The organism is Roseibacillus persicicus, assembly GCF_014651675.1.
GTDB classification, from domain to species: domain Bacteria; phylum Verrucomicrobiota; class Verrucomicrobiia; order Verrucomicrobiales; family Akkermansiaceae; genus Roseibacillus; species Roseibacillus persicicus.
On sequence record NZ_BMXI01000012.1, the window covers coordinates 183,078 to 200,967 of the forward strand.

The following is a 17,890-nucleotide window of genomic DNA, read 5'->3' on the forward strand; positions in this document are numbered from 1 at the left end:
AGACTTGGAGGTGCAGTTAACTTTGCGCCATGCGACGCTTGTCCGCTCTTTTCCTACTGCTGATTGGGTTGGCCGTCTTCCTCTCTTGGCCCCGCTCACAGTCAGGTTCATCCATTCCGCTCTCAGAAGCCGGGCGCAAAAGCCCTACGACAAAGACATCCTCAGAGGCCGATCGGCGAGCCTACCGATCCTCTGCCGCCGGTTCAGGCCCATCCGAAGTCTCTCGCCTGGAACTCCCTGCCCCTGATATCGACGCTTTACTCGCCGAAGCGAAAGAGCGGGATGCCAAAAAGCTACCATTCCGATTCGCCACCCCTATTCCCATCAATCGAAGCAGTTCCCAGTTGGCGGAATGGAAATTCGAGAATGGATACGCCACTTGGGAACTGGAAATCTCAGCCCCGCAAGCGGAATCCCTGAACTTTGCCTTCCAAAAGTATCACATGCCCCCGGGAGGAAAGTTGACCCTGCAGGCGGCAAACTCCGAAGAGTTCATCACCTTCACCTCCCGTGACAACGACGAGCACGGCGAGCTCTGGACCCCGATTCTGACTAGCGACACTGTCCGAATGGCAGCCCGGGTGCCGCTCGCTCTCCTTTCCGAACTCCGTCTCAGTCTGGGTGCGGTCAACTATGGCTTTCGCAAGCAAGGCAGTGGCAAAATCGGCGGCGACCTATCAGGCAACTGCAATGTGGATGTTGTTTGCGATGCCAGCGATCTTCCTTTTGGGGCCATGATTGAAGCCTATCGAGATCAAATTCGCTCTGTGGGAGCCTACACTTTGAATGGTCTCGATACTTGCACCGGAGCCCTTATCAACAATGTCGAGGGCGATTGCACCCCCTACTTCCTGACAGCGGCCCACTGCGGAATCACGCAGTTCAACTCCCCATCAGTGGTCGTCTACTGGAATTTCGAAAACTCCACCTGTCGGCAACCGGGATCGGTCGCTAGTGGTTCTGCCGGTGATGGCGACCTGACAGTCTTCAACAGCGGCGCGATCTTGCGGGCAAAATCCGGCTCATCCGACATGTGCCTGATTGAACTGGATGATCCGGTCAACCCCGATTCCGGAGCCTACTTTGCGGGCTGGAATCGGTCTCCGAGTGCTCCTTCCGAAGCCGTGGGGATTCATCACCCCAGGGTCGCGGAAAAGCGAATCTCCTTCGAATTCGATCCCCTTACTATAACCGACTACTACGAGGACACGACCGACTCTAACAGATTCTATCTACGGGTGGCGGCTTGGGACCATGGAACCACCGAGCAAGGCTCCTCCGGGTCTCCGCTCTTCGATGGCAGTGGCCGAATTGTGGGTCAGCTCTACGGAGGTCTGGCATCCTGCAATACTAGCAATCGCCCGGACTGGTATGGTCACTTCTACCGTTCTTGGACCGGAGGAGGGAGTCCTTCCTCGCAACTTTCCACTTGGCTGGCACCGGATGGTTCCTCCCCCATGACTTGGGATGGCCGGGACCTTGAGGTGAGCATTCTGGTCGATGAGATTGCGGTTGTCGAAGGTGACAGCGGCACCACTACTGCGACCCTCGAATTCGAATTATCGCAAGCCAGCAGCGAGCCTGTTAGTTTCACCATCTCCACTGCTGGAGGCTCTGCCACAGCAGGCTTGGACTATCTCGACCCCGGTTCCCAAAGCATCACCATCACCCCGCCACAGACTTCGGCCACGATGGACATCACCATCAATCCCGATAGTGAACCGGAAGAAAATGAGCGAATCCTATTCGCCTTTTCCAATATTTCAGGGGCCTGCAATATCACCGAACCATTCAGTCTGGTGATCGCTAACGATGACTTCATCACCCCCGAAATCTCGGGGGATTTGAATGCGGGAGGAAATGTTGGCAGCTCCTTCCTCTATCAGACCGAGGCTCTCAACACCCCGACAAGCTATTCCCTCACTGGCCAACCAGCGGGAATGTCGGTCGACACCCAAAGTGGAGAAATCTCGTGGCCCAGCCCGATTCTGGGCGAATACACCTTCACTCTCACCGCCGCCAATCCCGCGGGAAGCGACAACGAAACCTTCACCGTTATCATTGAGAAAAGCCTCCTCAAATTTGCCTTCGAGGTTCCCCTCTCGGTGGATATGACTGGAGACACCGATCTTTGTCTGGCCCAGACAGAGGAAAGTTTCGATGGTGAAGATGCCATCGCCCTGGCGAACACCGACGACTCCAGCAACACCGCTCTCATCTTCACTGTAGATGGTCCTGATGAACTGACCTTCTGGTGGAAAGCCTCCACCGAGCATCTCTTCGACACCTTTTCCTGCTCACTCGACAGCAGTCAAGTCGCCAGCATCAGTGGCGAGACGGGATGGCATCCGGTTTCACTGGAGATTCCCGCAGGCACCCACACCATCACCTATCGACTTGTTAGAGACGATGGAGCCGATGGGGGAGAAAATACCGTTTGGCTGGACCGCTTCACCTTGCGCTCGCTCGCCGACCCCGTTTTCACTCAGCCTACCACCATTCCGGTCGAAAGCGGTACGGAGTCCGCCATCCTTCTGTCCACCCACTTCCCTAACAACACAATAGACCCAGAACCACTGCCGAACGGATGGATCTTCCAGTCAGACAGTCACTTGCGCGGCGCAGCCACTGCCCCCTTTGACTTCACCGCGACCTCCACCAACTCCGCGGGAGCAAGCTCTCGTCTTTTCACGGTATCCCCTTTCTCTCCCTCGACTTCGCTGGAGACTGCTCTCGATCTCAGCGGGATGCCAGTGCGAAACGGTTCCCCGGGATTTGCGCCTCAAGCTTCGCTATTCATCACCGGAGGCTCTGCCGCGAGGAGTGCCGAGATTGGAGACGAACAGCGCGCCGAGATGTCTGCCTTTGTAATGGGGCCTGGCACCCTGCGCTTTCATTGGCTGGTCTCTTCAGAAGGCAGCTACGACCTCGCCTACACCTTGGTCAACGGGCGGCAAATTGCCGCCAGGTCCGGAACAAGTTCCTGGACCGAGGTCACCGTCCCATTGGAAGCGGGACGGAATGAGGTCACATGGCTCTACCTGAAAGACGAATCCATTTCCGAAAATGAGGACGCAGTCTTCATCGACAATGTCCGACTGGACGGCTACGCGAAATGGGTCATCGATCAGGGACTGTCCCCCTTCTCCCTCCCTCCGGGTTCCGGAATTGATGGTGATGACAACCCGGGCCTAATGGAATACGCAGTGGGACTCAGTCCCAATCTGGCCGAGCCAACCCACGCTCCCGAGTGGACAGGATCTCGCGGAGACTTCACGTTGAGCACCCCCCTCAACGACACTGCGGTCGATGTCACCATCCAACTGCAAAGGTCCTCCGACTTGACCGAAAATTCCTGGCTGACTCTCGGCGAGGTGAGCGACCCCACCACCTCGATTCTCTCTGTCAGCGACAACTCGGCCGATCCGGAATCCTTCTACCGTTTGCGCATCACCACCCCATGAGATTGACTTTTTAGAATTCAGTGAGAAGGTAACTCCAGTGTTTCGCAAGTTGTCATCCCTGACCCTCGTTCTGTTCATGACCTTTCTGGTCGGAGCAAAGGACTTGGCGTTGGGTTTTTGCCTCTGCCACGAATCACTCTTCTTGGGCAAGAATCCCTGCTCACAATCATCCCCTTCCGATTGTTGTGAACACGATGAGGACGCCGGCGAACAGAAGCCTTGCGACGACTGCATTGTCCCTCTCCAATTGGAGATCGATGATTACGTTTGGTCGAGTGATAGCTTCGACTTTCAGATTCCGGCCCCCATCGCAGGCAAGGAACTGGCTCCTCTGGTCCTACCTGCTGGTTGTAGCAGATTGGCTTTTCGCTTGAGCTTCCCCTTGGAACCTCCGCCTCCACAGGGCAAAGATATTCTCATTCGGCATAGTCGCCTTCTGATTTGATTCATCGTGCCACCCGGTTTCCGGGCACGCACACCGCTGCTTGTTTCCGTCCTCCATTTGTGTGAGGGCAGCAGCACTTTTCCGATGAATTTTAAGAATACTCTATGTCACTTTCCTCTCTCGTCTCAACAGAGACCCAAACTCAATCCAAACCTGTCCGGGGACTGCCGGGATGGGTCCTCCCCGCCGGACTTGTTCTCGGCTTTCTAATCATCTTCGGACTCCTGTTTGGCGAGCGCTTGCTTCCCAAGGTTGAGGTTCGAACCAGCCAAGTCGTCACTTTGCGAGGCAACGCCAGCTCCACCGCGAGCAGTCCCACATCGCGCCAACTTCTCTTTCAGGCATCCGGATGGCTGGAACCCGATCCATACTCAATTCAAGTACCCGCTTTAGTCAATGGGGTCGTTGAGGAGGTCCACGTTCTGGAAGGACAATCGGTCAAAAAGGGCGACCTCCTGGCGACCTTGGTCGATGACGAAGCTCGCTTGAACTTGCAGAAGGCAGAGCGAAATCTTGATACCATTCGCGCCAATATCGCCGCTCACTGCTCTCTCGTGCCGGAGATCAATGCACGCCTCGTCTCGGCGAAAGCCAAAGTCGAAGCCGAGAAGGCCCGCTTGGCGGAACTCAAGGATACGGCCAATCGCTTGAAGGCTCTTCCCGAAGGGGCTGCCTCTCTCTCTGAGACAAACATTGCCATTATGCAGGCCAACCGCCAGGAAGCCTTCGTCGCCGAAGCGGAATCGGAAATCCCCCGTCTGGAAGCCGAGCTTGCCACCATCGACTTTCAACGTATCGCAATGGGGAACGGATTTTCCGAGGCCGAGTCTGCCCGCGATCTTGCCCAGCTCGCCTTTGACCGCCATCGCATCACCGCCCCCACTGCTGGTCGCGTGCTGGAACTCTACGCCCAGCCGGGCAAGAAGCGTATGCTCGACATGGACGACCCCACCTCGGCCCTGATTGTGGAACTCTATCAGCCCACCCAGATGCAGGCCCGAATCGATGTCCCTCTGAACGAGGCCTCCGGGCTGGCAGTCGGACAGGAGGTCGAGCTGACCACCGACCTGCTCAACGACATCACTCTCACCGGAACGGTAACCCGCATCACAGGCGAAGCTGACTTGGCGAGAAATACCCTGCAAGCCAAAGTCGCCATCGCCAATCCCGACGATCGATTGCGTCCGGAGATGCTGGTCAGAGCCAAGTTCTACCCTCTTGTCAAAGATGCAGGCGAGACCGAAGAAGCCCCATCCGCTGGAGAACGCCTCGTCCTGATGGCGCCATCCGAAGCCCTCTTCGAAGTCTCTGGTCAACAAGCCAAAGCTTGGGTCGCGACCACTGAGGCCACCGCCGAACTCCGTTCCCTGACTCTGGGCAACTCTGAAAAAGACGGCTTCCGCGAAGTACGCGACGGCCTGCGATCCGGCGAACAACTCATCCTCCCTCCCTTCAACAAACTCGACGAAGGCGCCCGCCTTTCCATCATCTCTAACAATTTCTAACCATGTCTGCTTTCATTCAAATCCGCGACCTCGCCAAGTCCTACACCAAGGGCAAGGTCACCATCACTCCGCTCGAGGGCCTGACCCTCGATGTGGAAAAAGGAGACTTTCTCGCCCTGATGGGTCCCTCGGGATCCGGCAAGACCACCTTGCTCAATCTCGTTGCCGGCATCGACACCCCGACAAGTGGAACTCTCCAAATTGGCGACCACGATGTGGCTAAACTCTCCCGTGCGCAACTCGCCAAGTGGAGGTCGAAACACGTCGGTTATATCTTCCAGCTCTATCACCTCGTGCCGATTCTTTCCGCATTTGAAAATGTGGAGCTCCCCCTCTTGCTCTCCAAGATGAGCAAGGCCGAACGCCGCGAAAAGGTGAACTCGGCGCTCGAACTGGTTGGTCTAGCCGACCGCGCCCATCACCGCCCCACCGAACTCTCCGGAGGGCAAGAGCAGCGCGTCGCCATCGCGCGCGCCATTGTTCACAACCCCGAACTGCTGGTCGCGGACGAACCCACCGGAGACCTCGATCGGGAGTCCGCCGACTCCATTCTAGCCCTTCTTTCCAGCCTCGCCGACGACCATGGCAAGACCATCGTCATGGTCACCCACGACCCCAAGGCAGCCGCTGCAGCCAAACGAACCCTCCACCTTGAAAAAGGCCAACTTGTCACCGCCACCGCCGTATGAAACTGCTCGCCCTCGCAATCAAAAACATCACGCGCCACCGCTTGCGCTCCCTCCTCACCATCTTGGGTGTGGCGGCCGGAATGTTTCTATTCAGTGCCGTGGAAACGATGCAACACTCGCTGGAGACTTCGACGCAATCCAAGGCGAACGAAACCACTCTCGTGGTGTATCGCGAGAATCGCTTTTGCCCCTCCACCTCGCGCCTGCCGGAACACTACGGCAGCACCATCGAACGCATCCCGGGAGTGAAAGAAGTGATCCCCATCCAGATCGCGGTCAACAACTGCGGAGCGTCGCTCGACGTCATCACCTTTCGCGGCGTTCCCGCGGAGACTCTGAAAAGCTACACCGCCGACTTGGAGGTCCTGAGCGGTTCCTTCGACGCCTTTGCAAAACGAACCGACGGAGCTCTGGTCGGAGAGCACTTTGCGCAACGCCGGGGACTGAAGGTGGGAGACACCTTCGAGGCCGTGGGCGTGAAAGTCCACGTCAATGGCATCATTCACTCCGGCTCGCCGCAGGACAACAATGTAGCCTATGTCCACCTGCCTTTTCTTCAACAGGCTTCCCGCATCGGTCTAGGTGTGGTGACCCAGTTCAATGTCAAAGTCGAGTCCGCCGACCAACTCGAAAGCGTTGCCAAGGCAATCGACGAAACCTTCCAATCCGATCAACAACCCACTCGAACCCGACCCGAGCAAGCCTTCTTCGCCGAGACCGCCAAGCAGATGATTGAACTCATTGGCTTCACCCGGTGGTTAGGAATCGGAGCCGTCGTTGCGGTCCTCGCCCTCTTGGCCAACGCCGTTCTCCTCGTTGTCAGGGGTCGGGTCAAGGAAACAGCCATCCTGCAAACCCTCGGTTTCAGCCGGCCTGCCATCGGAGTCCTAGTGGCGATTGAAGGCATCATCCTCGGCCTAACCGGAGGACTTCTGGGTGTAATCTCCTCTGCCCTGTTCTTTCACTTCAAGAGCTTCACCCTCGGCAACGAAGGACTGACCCTCGCCCTGCAGGCCTCCCCCGAAGTCCATCTCAAGGGGCTCATCGTCGCCTTCCTGATGGGGCTCATCGCCTCGGTCTTTCCCGCTTGGAAAGCAACCGCCCGCCCACTCGTCAACTCACTCAACTCTTAAGCCATGCTTCCTTTCACCTATGCTGTTCGCAATCTCCTGCGCGATCCCGCTCGGCTTCTACAGACCGTTGGCGGCTCGGCTCTGGTCGTCCTTTTGCTCATTGCGGCAGTCGCATTCAACAACGGAATGGACGGAGTTCTGACCGCTTCCGGTTCTCCTCGCAACGTCATCATCGTCGGCAAGGGATCCGAAGAGTCCATCGAACGCTCCGAAGTTCCCCTCGCCTCCGAATCCGCAGTTGCCACCTCCGTGCGCGGCCTTTCCGAGCAATTGGGTCAGGTCGCGGTTGCGGGCGAGATTGTCTATCAGGCACCACTAACCACTTCTTCCGGGAAAAAGACTCAGGCCTTCTTTCGCGGAGTTCTTCCGCCCTCCCTCCTGGTTCGGCCCGAGCTTCAGGTACTATCCGGTCACTTTCCCGGTCCCGGTGAAATCATGGTGGGCCGGCTCTCTGCCAAGGCGCTCGGGGTCCCCCCCAGCGATCTCGCAGAGGGACAGACTTTGAACTTCGAGGACCAGGACTTCATCATCTCTGGCACCTTCACCGCCCCCGGCACCGTGATGGAATCCGAGCTGTGGCTAGACCGAAATGATCTAGCTACCCTGACCCAGCGTGAGAGCCTTTCCGCCGTTCTCGTGCGGACCGATGGTGCCAGCATCGAGGACCTCGAAGTCTTTGCCCTACAGCGCAACGACCTCGAACTCTCCGCCATCCGCGAGGACCGCTACTATGAAAAATTGGCTCAGTTCTATGGTCCCATCAAAGTGATGACCTGGCTCACCGCCGGACTGGTAGCCGCGGGGGCCATCTTCGGTGGACTCAATACCCTCTACGCCGCATTTGCTTCCCGCATTCGCGAAATGGCAACCCTGCAAGCCATCGGCTACAATCGCAAGGCCTTGCTGGTATCACTGCTGCAAGAGTCGCTGCTCGCATCTCTCACGGGAACTCTGGTGGCCTTTCTCGTGGCAGTCTTTCTCTTGGAAGGACGCACCGTTTCCCTTTCGGTAGGGACCTTCGTCCTCGCCCTCTCGCCCACCGTCATTCTCGTGGGTTTGGTTGCCGGGGTCTTACTCGGCACGGTGGGAACTCTGCCACCCGCCTTCCGAACCCTTGCCCCATCCTTGCCAAAAGCACTTCGCTCGCAATAATTTGAAAAAACAAACCGTAACAAACTAATATGAACAATATCCTACTTCTAGCCGGACTCGGTACCCTCGTGGTCCTCAGTTCTTGTAAAGATAAAGAAACAGTCTCAGTCGAACCTACCGAGGTCGGAGAGACTTCACTCAGCCTTGAAAGCTACCTGTTGAAGGAAGCTCCAGAGAATCCAGTCGCAATCTCGCAGGTCTTCGCCAACCCTACTCCCGGAACCAAGGTGACGGTGACTGGTGAGGTCATGGGACGTAGCGAGCCATTCGTTGAAAACCGGGCCATGCTCGTCTTGGGTGACCCAACCAAGATCATTCCCTGCAATCGCAATGACGACGATCATTGCGAGACTCCCTGGGACGTCTGCTGCGACGATCCCGACGTCATCAAGACCTCCATCGCCACCATCCAGATCCTCGATAATGAAGGCATGCCGGTGAAGGAAGGCTTGAAAGGCCTCGGCGGCATCCAGGAGCTGACGACCCTCACCGTAGTAGGCACCATCGCGGAGGGCTCCAATGAACAAAACCTCATCATCAACGCCGAAGGGATTCACGTTGGTGAGACAGATGAGTTCATGACCAAGAACCATTAATCATAACAAAATGAAGTACCCAATTCTACTCAGCAGTCTCGCGCTCGCTCTCTTTTCTTCTGCTCAAGCTGAGGAAAAGCAGCCCGAGGCCACAACCAAGCCCATTGCTCTTTTCAACGGCACCGATCTCACGGGATGGCATGTCGATGTACCTGCCGCCGATGAAAAGCCCGATATCAAACCCAGCTTCATCGTCCGTGACGGCAAGCTGGTCAGCATGGGCACTCCTCGCGGACACATCATCACCGATGCCAGCTATCAGGACTACCGATTGGAGTTGGAATATCGCTTTGCAAACAAGCCCGGCAACTGCGGAGTTCTAGTCTATACCTCCACTCCCCGCGCCCTTTACGGAATGTTCCCCGCATCGATTGAGGTCCAGATGAATAGTGGCGACGCGGGTGACTTTTGGTGCATTGCGGAAAATATCGAAGTCGAGAATATGGAAGCTCGCCGCCCTCGCAAAGAAGGTCAAGCGTTCGGAGGAACCGCCAAGGATGCCCGCCGCATTCTCAACCTCACTGACGGTTCCGAAAAACCCGTGGGCGAATGGAACCAGATGACCATCGAGTGCAAAGGCAACGAGTTGAAGGTCTGGGTCAATGGCGACCTCGTCAACCACGGCACCAATTGCACCGCGGACAAAGGTCAAATTGCCCTGCAAGCCGAAGGCGTTGAGGTCGAGTTCAAGGGGCTCACCCTCACCCCTCTCGCTGAGTAGTTTCCCTTTTCATTCACTTCCCAGGCCGTTCGGAAACTCCGGACGGCCTTTCTTATGTAGTGAGTTATGCCTCCGAGGTTTTCACTAAGACTCGACTCGCCAAGAAACCTGCTCGCCTAATCTAACTGATTCACTAAGCTCGTGATCAGAAAATGGCCTTTAACGAAGACTCCCGCGTCAAGATTCCTGCCTTGGGGCATCTCACCCGACTAGGCTATCGCTATCTTTCACTCAAAAAGGCTAATTGGGAAAAAGAGAGCAACATCTTTCCTGAGATTTTCTTTAGTGCCCTCCAAAATCTCAACCCAGCCTCAACTGCGGAGGACCACGCGCGAGCCCTCCAGGAGCTCACTCTCCTCCTAGACAACGAAGATCTCGGCAAAGCATTCTACGAACGCCTTTTCGACACTTCTCTACTCAAGCTCATCGACTTTGAGGACTTTTCCAATAACTCGCTCCATGCCGTCACGGAGTTGACTTGCCAGAATGGCGACGACGAATTCCGACCAGACATCACGCTTCTCGTCAACGGTCTCCCCCTCGTCTTCATCGAAGTCAAAAAACCCAACAACCGCGACGGAGTGATTGCCGAACGCGACCGCATCAATGTCCGCTTTCGAAATCCCAAGTTCCGCCGCTTCATCAACGCCACGCAGCTCATGGTCTTCTCCAATAACATGGAGTATGACGACGACGACCCTGAACCCATCCAGGGGGCCTACTACGCAACGACTGCCGTAGATTTTGCTCACTTTAACTACTTCCGCGAGGAGGAAAAAGAGAGCCTTCCCAGCCTTCCATCACTCGACGCTGAAGTTGAATCCTTCATTCTCAGTGACACCAACTTGCAGTCCATCCAGCATGCACCGGAATACGCCACTAACAAATCTCCGGACTCAGCAACCAACCGACTTCTCACCTCTCTCTTTGCTCCAGCACGCCTTCAATTTCTTCTCCGCTTCGGCCTCACTTATGTCAAAACCAAGCTCGGCTACGAAAAGCACATCATGCGCTATCCGCAGCTTTTCGCAACCAAGGCCATTGCCAATACCCTCGATGAAGGAAAACGAAGTGGCATCATCTGGCACACTCAGGGAAGCGGAAAAACTGCCCTTGCTTATTACAACGTCGCATTTCTCACCCATTATTTTCAACCCAAGGGCATCGTCCCCAAGTTCTACTTCATCGTCGACCGCATCGACCTATTAGACCAAGCTAGTCGCGAGTTTAGTGCCCGAGGGCTCATCGTGCATAAGATTAGCTCCCGCCAGGACTTCGCCAAAGACATCAAATCCAACATTGCGGCTCACAATCACGGTGGTGCGCGCGAAATCACGGTCGTTAACATTCAGAAGTTCAAGGACGACCCCGACGTTGTCAAAAACCAAGACTACGCCCTCGGCCTGCAGCGCGTCTACTTCCTCGACGAAGTCCACCGCAGTTACAATCCCGAGGGAAGCTTCCTCGCCAACCTGCAGCAGTCCGACCCGCAAGCGATCCGTATCGGCCTCACAGGCACCCCTCTTCTTTCGCGAAAGATGACCAGCAAGGAAAAGGGAAAGAAGGCCATCACCTTCGATTCCAAAGTTCTCTTCGGCGACTACATCCACAAATATTACTACAACGCATCCATCGCCGACGGCTACACTCTGCGTCTCATTCGCGAGCAAATCGAGACCCAGTTCCAAGCCGAGCTCCGCGAAATACTAGCCTCCATCGATGTCCAAAAGGGCTCCTCCGAGCGCACCTACGTCTACGCTCACCACAAGTTCGTAGCGCCTATGCTCAAGTATATCGTGCAGGACTTGGAGACCGCTCGTATTACCAACAATGACTCTACTATCGCCGGCATGGTCATCTGCGACTCCGCCGACCAAGCGAAAGAAATGGCCAAACAGTTCGCGAAAAATCACGGAACTGTCACCCAACCAGCGAACAATCAACCCGGCCTCGTTGCCGAACACTCCACTGCCTATCACTTCACTCCCAAGCAAGCCCGAACAGTCAAAACTGCCTCCCTCATCCTTCATGATGTAGGCTCCAAATCGGAGCGCAAAGCTTGGGTCGAAGACTTCACCGAGGGTCAGACCGACCTCCTCTTCGTATATAACATGCTCCTCACGGGTTTTGACGCTCGTCGCCTGAAAAAGCTCTACCTTGGCCGCGTCATCAAGGACCACAACCTCCTGCAAGCCCTCACCCGCGTCAATCGAACCTACAAGAAGTTCCGCTACGGTTATGTCGTCGATTTCGCCAACATCCAGAGCGAGTTCGACAAGGCCAACGCTGCTTACCTCAAGGAGCTGCAAGCCGAACTCGGCGACGACCTCGAACACTACGAAAAGCTCTTCAAATCCCCCGAAGAAATCACCGCCGAGATCGAACAGATCAAAGACGCCCTCTTCCACTTCGACCTCACCAATGCCGAAGTCTTCAACCAGCAAATCAGCGAAATCAATGACCGCGAGAAAGTCCGCGACCTCGTCAAGTCCCTCAATACCGCCCGAAGCCTCTACAACCTCATCCGGCTCTCCGGGCAATACGAACACCTCGAAGCCCTCGACTTCCGCAAGCTCAATACCCTCGCAACCGTTGCCGAATTCCGCCTCACTTTACTCAATCAAAAGGCCGCGCTCGAGAACAACGCCGACAACACCAACCTCCTCAATCTCGCACTCGAAGAGATTGTCTTCGCCTTCCACAAAACCGACGAACACGAACTCCGCCTCGCCGACGAGCTCAAGCAAGCTCTTCGTCGAACGCGGGAAGCTTTGGGCGGAAACTTCGACCCCGGCGACCCGGAGTTCATCTCCCTCTACGATGAACTCAAACGCCTCTTCGAGAAAAAGAACCTCACCGAAGTCACAGCCGAAGAGATGGCTACCAACATCGCCGCCCTCGATTCCATTTACGAGCGCCACCGCGAGCTTCAGCGCCAGAACAAGCTGGTCCTCGCCAAATACGACAACGACGAGAAGTATGCCCGCATCCACAAGCGCCTCCTCGAAAAGAAAGACCCCACCGACAACGAGCGCAAACTCTGCGAAGCACTCACCGACCTCAAGCTCGAGACCGATCTCCGGATACAGAACAACAAGCAACTCCTCACCGTCCCCGCCTTTGCCGAGGAAGAACTTCAACGCCTTATCATCGAGCAATTCTACAAGACGCACCACCTCCCGCTCAATCCAGACAACACCCGCTTCATCAAGTCTCTCCTCATGAAGGAATACCTCGCCGAGTTCAACGGCCAGAAGCCTGCGTAGACCTCAAGGATCGTAGGCGTCCCGCCTGCGAACGGTTGCCTCCAAGAGTTCACTCCCCTCCAAACCACCCTTCACCATAGTCCTCAAGACTGTCACCCAGAATTCACACCAAGCTTGCCTACCAACCTCGCAGCGAAGACCCTCGATTCACAGGCAAGATGCCCGTGCTCCTTGAGCCGGAATCTCCCTTTCTCAAAAGACACATGACCACCGCCCACCAATTTCAGGAACAGGCCCGCACCCTCATCGACGACCTCAAGGCCGTTTGTGCGCGCTTCGGACTCGGCAACGATGCCGCCGAGTTCAAGATCATCACCCAGGTTTTCCTCTACAAGTTCCTCAACGACAAGTTCGCTTACAAGGCCAAGCAAATCGAGCCCGCGCTCGCCCAAGCTGACTCTTGGGAAGATGCCATTACCGAACTCTCCGATAACGACTTCGAGATGCTGACCATGCAGCTCGGGGCCGGCACCGCCAAGCTCCAGCCCCAACATTTCCTCGCCACCCTCTTCGCCTCACAGGACAAGAAGGACTTCCACAAGACCTTCGACGCCACCCTTATCGGCATCGCGGCTCTCAATAGCGAAGTCTTCTCCGTCCGCACTGCCGGGGGCTCGCGCATCCAGCTCTTTGACCGCGTCACCGAGTTCATCTCCGACCCCAGCCAGCGCGATCCGTTCGCCAAGGCCCTCATCAACAAGCTCATCACCTTCTCCTTCGAGCACATTTTCGCGGAGGGCTTCGACTTCTACTCCACCCTCTTCGAGTATCTCATCAAGGATTACAACAGCGATGCCGGGGGCAAATACGCCGAGTATTACACCCCCCACGCGGTCGCCAAAATCATGGCCGCCATCCTCGTGCCCTCCACTGGGAAAAAGCTCTCCAGCGTGTCTTGCTACGATCCCGCCGCTGGTTCCGGCACTCTCCTGATGAACCTCGCCCATGCCATCGGCGAGGACCGCTGCGCGATCTACACCCAGGACATCTCCCAAAAATCTTCCGGGCTGCTGCGGCTCAACCTCATCCTCAACAACCTCGTCCACTCCATCCCCAACGTCATTCAGGGCAACACCATCTCCGAGCCCTACCCCTTCCACCTCAAGACCGACGGCGCGCCCGAGAAGTTCGACTTCATCGTCTCCAATCCTCCCTTCAAGCTCGACTTCTCCGACTACCGCGACGACCTCGATACCAAGGCCAACAAAGAGCGCTTCTTCGCGGGCCTCCCCAATGTCCCCAAGAAGGCCAAGGACAAGATGGCGATCTATCAGCTCTTTCTGCAGCACATCGTCACCAGTCTCGCCAAAGGAGGCCGTGCCGCCGTGGTTGTGCCCACCGGCTTCCTGACTGCCCAATCCGGCATCGACAAAAAGATTCGCCAACACCTCGTCGAGAACAAGATGCTCGCCGGAGTGGTCTCCATGCCCAGCAACATCTTCGCCACCACCGGAACCAACGTCTCCATCCTCTTCATCGACGACAACAACGACGGCGACGTCGTCCTGTTAGACGCCTCCAAGCTCGGCAAGAAAGTGAAGGAGGGAAAGAACGAGAAGACTCTGCTTTCGGCTGCTGAAGAAGAGCAAATCATTGGCACTTTTAATGAGAAGAGAGCGGTCGAGGATTTGTCAGTGGTGGTGAGTTACGAGCAGATTGCTGAGAAGAATTACTCGCTGAGTGCCGGCCAGCATTTTGAAGTAAAAATCAACTTTCTCGATATTTCGGCAACCGAGTTCCAAAACCAAGTTAAAGCGAGTAGGGCTCGATTGTCTGAGTCTTTTCTCGCAGCCCATCGACTTGAAAAACTGATTGAGAAGCAACTCAACTCACTGAACTTCGAATGAAATTTGTTCCACTTACTGAGTTAGCTCGCGAAATCACGGTAGGATACGTTGGGCCAATGGCTCAGGAATACATCGAAAACGGAATTCCCTTTTTACGGTCTCAAAATGTGAAGCCATTCAAATTTGATCCAGATCAGATCAAATTCATCTCTGAGGAGTTCGACAAGAGAATTAAGAAGTCGCGATTGAGCCCTGGAGACGTTATCGTTGTTCGTACAGGCAATCCTGGTGTTGCTTGCGTTGTTCCCACCACACTCCCGGAAGCGAATTGCTCTGACCTAGTAATAGTTCGCTGCCGCGAAGAAATTGATCCTCACTACATTTGTTACTATATCAACTCAGTGACTCACTCTCATGTGAGCGGTCAACTAGTTGGGGCAATCCAAAAACACTTCAATGTTGGGTCAGCAAAAGAACTTTTGGTTCCAGATATTACACCGTATCAGCGAAAACAAACAGCTGCAATTCTCCGTTCCCTCGACGAAAAAATCGAACTCAACAATCGCATCAACGAGGAGTTGGAGAGTTTGGCGAAATTGATTTACGATTACTGGTTTGTTCAATTCGACTTTCCCATCACCGCCGCCCAAGCCGACGCCATGGGCGACCCCACCCTCGAAGGCAAACCCTACAAATCCTCCGGCGGCCCCATGACCCACAACCACCAACTCAACCGCGAGATTCCAGAGGGTTGGACTGCCAATACACCTTCCTCAAAAGCGCTGCTTAACGAGCTCGAGTGGAATGACCGAACAGCCCCTAACAAAGTCACCTATCTTGATCTCTCCAACGCCAAAGGTGGAAAGATTCTCGGAACGAATAACTATTCTTGGGAAACAGCTCCCAGTCGAGCAAAGAGAATCCTTCGTGATGGAGACACCGTTATCGGCACAGTGCGACCAGGGAACCGCTCCTACTGCCTCATTGGTCCGTCTGAGACCCAGCTGACTGGGAGCACAGGTTTTGCCGTATTTTCTCCTATTGACTCTATTTTCCGTGAATTCACCTATCTAACTTTGACTTCAGCTCACAACATTAAAAGGTTAGCTACCGTTGCGAGTGGAGCATCATATCCTGCGGTCAATTCCAATGTCGTCGGTTCTCACCCCATGGCCTTTCCGAGCGATGAACTAATCGAAGGCTTCCATAGAAAAACGGCCCCAATGTTCGATCTTCTACTCACCAACCAAAAACAAAACCAAGAACTCGCCGCCCTCCGCGACTGGCTCCTCCCCATGCTCATGAACGGCCAAGTCACCGTGCAATCGTAACCTTGTTTCTTATGTCCTCTCTCTTCTTCTCCTATTCCCACGTCGACGAAACCCTCCGCAACGAACTCCAGAAACATCTCACCATGTTGGAGCGCTCAGGAACCATCCAATCTTGGCACGATCGCTGTATCAAGGCTGGCGACGAACTCGATCCCGCCATCAGCACGGAACTTGAAAATGCCGACGTCATCCTCCTTTTAGTGAGTCCAGACTTTCTCGCATCTCGCTATTGCTACGAGCTTGAGATGACGCGTGCGATGGAGCGACACCAGGAAGGATCCGCGAGGGTCATCCCCGTGATTCTTCGCCCTTGCGATTGGACCGACGCCCCGTTTGGAAAACTACTGGCAGCACCAAAGGACGGGAAAGCGATCACCCTCTGGCCAGACCGTGACTCAGCCTTGCTCGATGTGACCCGTCAAATTAAGGACGCGCTCCCCAAAACGCCGTCTCAACCCAAAAGTCAATCGCGCCCCACCTCGGAAGCTTTTGTCATCCCCACCCCAGCCTCGCCTGTGCAAGGAATGGTCCGAAGCAGTAACCTCAGCGTGCGCCAAAACTTCACTCAAGCAGACAAAGATCGCTTCTTGGAGGAATCCTTCGACTATATCTCGCTTTACTTCAAAAACACCCTTCAAGAACTACAAGACCGCTACGAAGATATTGAGACCCGCCACAAGGCTATCGATGCCACCTGCTTTTTCTCCGAAATCTATCGCAACGGAGACTCGGTCGCCAAAGCCTACATTCACCACGGCGGAGCCTCATTATTCGGAGGAGGAATCGTCTACGGTACATCTCCCAATAGGAACACCATAAACGAGTCCCTAAACGTGGAAGTTGGCGAACAAAGCCTTGGCCTGAAACCTATGGGCATGGCGATGGCCTTTCATACCGAAGCAAGAAAAGGAGCTCTAACCCAACAGGGAGCCGCCGAATACTTTTGGTCCATCCTCATCGCGCCTTTACAACGCTAGTGCTCTTTCTTTACGAGCGCTTGCGGGCAGCTTAGGCGACGCCGATAAGGACGCGCAAAGGCAGCTATACTCTACCTCTAGAGAGCCTGGCGAAAAACCGAAACGCCCTTCTTGTTTCCTGAGGCGATTTCGGAACGGCCATCCCCATCCAGATCGAGAGCTTGAACTTGGCAACCCACCCCCGAGTCCGAATCGATCACGACCGCCTCCCAGCGAATTCCAGCGGCGACCTTTCGGTTAAGGAATCCCACCAAGAGAGCCGGCCCGTCGGCCCCTGGGTCGTTGCCATTGTGGGCCCAGTAGCGCTTGCCGGTGACAAAGTCGCGTCGTCCGTCCCCGTTCAAATCGGCGGCTACCAAAGCGTGGAGCTGACTGAACTGGAGACCACCCACTCCTTGTTCGGCGGGATTCTTCGGCAAGATTTCGTGGGCCTCAAATTTCACTTCCCCGTTTTCATCCACTCCCTTGTTCTCATACCAGGCCAGGCCGTAGCCGTGGCCATCCAGACTGGTCACGACATCATTGTCTCCATCCCCATCCCAATCCTCGGTCAACATCTACGCTCCCCCTCGGCTTTTGGAAAAAGCATAGGAATGATGTTTCCACTTCTGTTTGGGATTAGACCGTTTTCCAGATGAAGTTGCCGAAAAAGACGCAAAACAAACTGTACTTTTAGGGTGTCTTTCTGAGAATCGCAAATCGGCCGTCAACGTCAGCTTCCAAATCATCAGAACGCTTCACTGGAGGAAATCCAAGTTGCGATGAGTTGTTGTCGGGACAAGCGTTCAGAGCGAAGACTTTCCGCCATTCATCTCTTACTCGTT

General features: G+C 55.3%; 13 protein-coding genes. 12 read left to right on the top strand and 1 reads right to left on the bottom strand.

The window, feature by feature from the left end:
• The first annotated feature begins 29 nt into the window (after nucleotides 1-29).
• From IE099_RS14580 to IE099_RS14635, 12 genes are all read left to right on the top strand, one after another.
• Complete coding sequence (locus IE099_RS14580) at nucleotides 30-3,464, top strand: trypsin-like serine protease (protein ID WP_189571222.1); 3,435 nt, start codon at nucleotides 30-32, stop codon at nucleotides 3,462-3,464.
• Nucleotides 3,465-3,501: 37 nt separating this feature from the next.
• Nucleotides 3,502-3,909, top strand: a complete 408-nt coding sequence (locus IE099_RS14585; protein WP_189571225.1) for a hypothetical protein — start codon at nucleotides 3,502-3,504, stop codon at nucleotides 3,907-3,909.
• 104 nt (nucleotides 3,910-4,013) lie between these two features.
• Nucleotides 4,014-5,414 (top strand): efflux RND transporter periplasmic adaptor subunit, encoded by a 1,401-nt coding sequence (locus IE099_RS14590; protein WP_189571227.1) that lies wholly within the window; start codon nucleotides 4,014-4,016, stop codon nucleotides 5,412-5,414.
• A gap of 2 nt (nucleotides 5,415-5,416) precedes the next feature.
• Nucleotides 5,417-6,103 (top strand): ABC transporter ATP-binding protein, encoded by a 687-nt coding sequence (locus IE099_RS14595; protein ID WP_189571229.1) that lies wholly within the window; start codon nucleotides 5,417-5,419, stop codon nucleotides 6,101-6,103.
• Nucleotides 6,100-7,236: an ABC transporter permease gene (locus tag IE099_RS14600; protein WP_189571231.1), complete on the top strand. Its 1,137-nt coding sequence runs from the start codon at nucleotides 6,100-6,102 to the stop codon at nucleotides 7,234-7,236. Before IE099_RS14595 ends, IE099_RS14600 begins: the two co-directional genes overlap by 4 nt.
• Before the next feature lie 3 nt (nucleotides 7,237-7,239).
• Nucleotides 7,240-8,388: an ABC transporter permease gene (locus IE099_RS14605; protein WP_189571233.1), complete on the top strand. Its 1,149-nt coding sequence runs from the start codon at nucleotides 7,240-7,242 to the stop codon at nucleotides 8,386-8,388.
• Nucleotides 8,389-8,417: 29 nt separating this feature from the next.
• The gene (locus tag IE099_RS14610) at nucleotides 8,418-8,984 is read left to right on the top strand and encodes a hypothetical protein (protein WP_189571235.1); all 567 of its coding nucleotides are present in this window, start codon (nucleotides 8,418-8,420) and stop codon (nucleotides 8,982-8,984) included.
• Nucleotides 8,985-8,994: 10 nt separating this feature from the next.
• Nucleotides 8,995-9,705, top strand: coding sequence for a 3-keto-disaccharide hydrolase (locus IE099_RS14615; protein WP_189571237.1), 711 nt, complete (start codon nucleotides 8,995-8,997; stop codon nucleotides 9,703-9,705).
• Nucleotides 9,706-9,857: 152 nt separating this feature from the next.
• Nucleotides 9,858-12,971, top strand: a complete 3,114-nt coding sequence (locus IE099_RS14620) for a type I restriction endonuclease subunit R (RefSeq protein ID WP_189571239.1) — start codon at nucleotides 9,858-9,860, stop codon at nucleotides 12,969-12,971.
• 203 nt (nucleotides 12,972-13,174) lie between these two features.
• Nucleotides 13,175-14,818, top strand: coding sequence for an HsdM family class I SAM-dependent methyltransferase (locus tag IE099_RS14625; RefSeq protein ID WP_189571242.1), 1,644 nt, complete (start codon nucleotides 13,175-13,177; stop codon nucleotides 14,816-14,818).
• The gene (locus tag IE099_RS14630; protein ID WP_189571245.1) at nucleotides 14,815-16,089 is read left to right on the top strand and encodes a restriction endonuclease subunit S domain-containing protein; all 1,275 of its coding nucleotides are present in this window, start codon (nucleotides 14,815-14,817) and stop codon (nucleotides 16,087-16,089) included. The genes IE099_RS14625 and IE099_RS14630 overlap by 4 nt, the downstream gene beginning before the upstream one ends.
• A gap of 11 nt (nucleotides 16,090-16,100) precedes the next feature.
• Nucleotides 16,101-17,066 (top strand): toll/interleukin-1 receptor domain-containing protein, encoded by a 966-nt coding sequence (locus IE099_RS14635; protein ID WP_189571248.1) that lies wholly within the window; start codon nucleotides 16,101-16,103, stop codon nucleotides 17,064-17,066.
• 77 nt (nucleotides 17,067-17,143) lie between these two features.
• Here the strand turns inward: IE099_RS14635 and IE099_RS14640 are convergent, their stop codons facing one another.
• Nucleotides 17,144-17,623, bottom strand: coding sequence for an FG-GAP repeat domain-containing protein (locus IE099_RS14640; RefSeq protein ID WP_189571251.1), 480 nt, complete (start codon nucleotides 17,621-17,623; stop codon nucleotides 17,144-17,146).
• Between the last annotated feature and the right edge of the window lie 267 nt (nucleotides 17,624-17,890).

What these genes read in the sequence shown, in the direction of transcription:
- IE099_RS14580 (WP_189571222.1), top strand. Translation starts at nt 30, where the DNA reads ATGCGACGCTTGTCCGCTCTTTTCCTACTGCTGATTGGGTTGGCCGTC.
- IE099_RS14590 (WP_189571227.1), top strand. Translation starts at nt 4,014, where the DNA reads ATGTCACTTTCCTCTCTCGTCTCAACAGAGACCCAAACTCAATCCAAA.
- IE099_RS14595 (WP_189571229.1), top strand. Translation starts at nt 5,417, where the DNA reads ATGTCTGCTTTCATTCAAATCCGCGACCTCGCCAAGTCCTACACCAAG.
- IE099_RS14600 (WP_189571231.1), top strand. Translation starts at nt 6,100, where the DNA reads ATGAAACTGCTCGCCCTCGCAATCAAAAACATCACGCGCCACCGCTTG.
- IE099_RS14605 (WP_189571233.1), top strand. Translation starts at nt 7,240, where the DNA reads ATGCTTCCTTTCACCTATGCTGTTCGCAATCTCCTGCGCGATCCCGCT.
- IE099_RS14610 (WP_189571235.1), top strand. Translation starts at nt 8,418, where the DNA reads ATGAACAATATCCTACTTCTAGCCGGACTCGGTACCCTCGTGGTCCTC.
- IE099_RS14615 (WP_189571237.1), top strand. Translation starts at nt 8,995, where the DNA reads ATGAAGTACCCAATTCTACTCAGCAGTCTCGCGCTCGCTCTCTTTTCT.
- IE099_RS14620 (WP_189571239.1), top strand. Translation starts at nt 9,858, where the DNA reads ATGGCCTTTAACGAAGACTCCCGCGTCAAGATTCCTGCCTTGGGGCAT.
- IE099_RS14625 (WP_189571242.1), top strand. Translation starts at nt 13,175, where the DNA reads ATGACCACCGCCCACCAATTTCAGGAACAGGCCCGCACCCTCATCGAC.
- IE099_RS14630 (WP_189571245.1), top strand. Translation starts at nt 14,815, where the DNA reads ATGAAATTTGTTCCACTTACTGAGTTAGCTCGCGAAATCACGGTAGGA.
- IE099_RS14635 (WP_189571248.1), top strand. Translation starts at nt 16,101, where the DNA reads ATGTCCTCTCTCTTCTTCTCCTATTCCCACGTCGACGAAACCCTCCGC.
- IE099_RS14640 (WP_189571251.1), bottom strand. Translation starts at nt 17,623, where the DNA reads ATGTTGACCGAGGATTGGGATGGGGATGGAGACAATGATGTCGTGACC.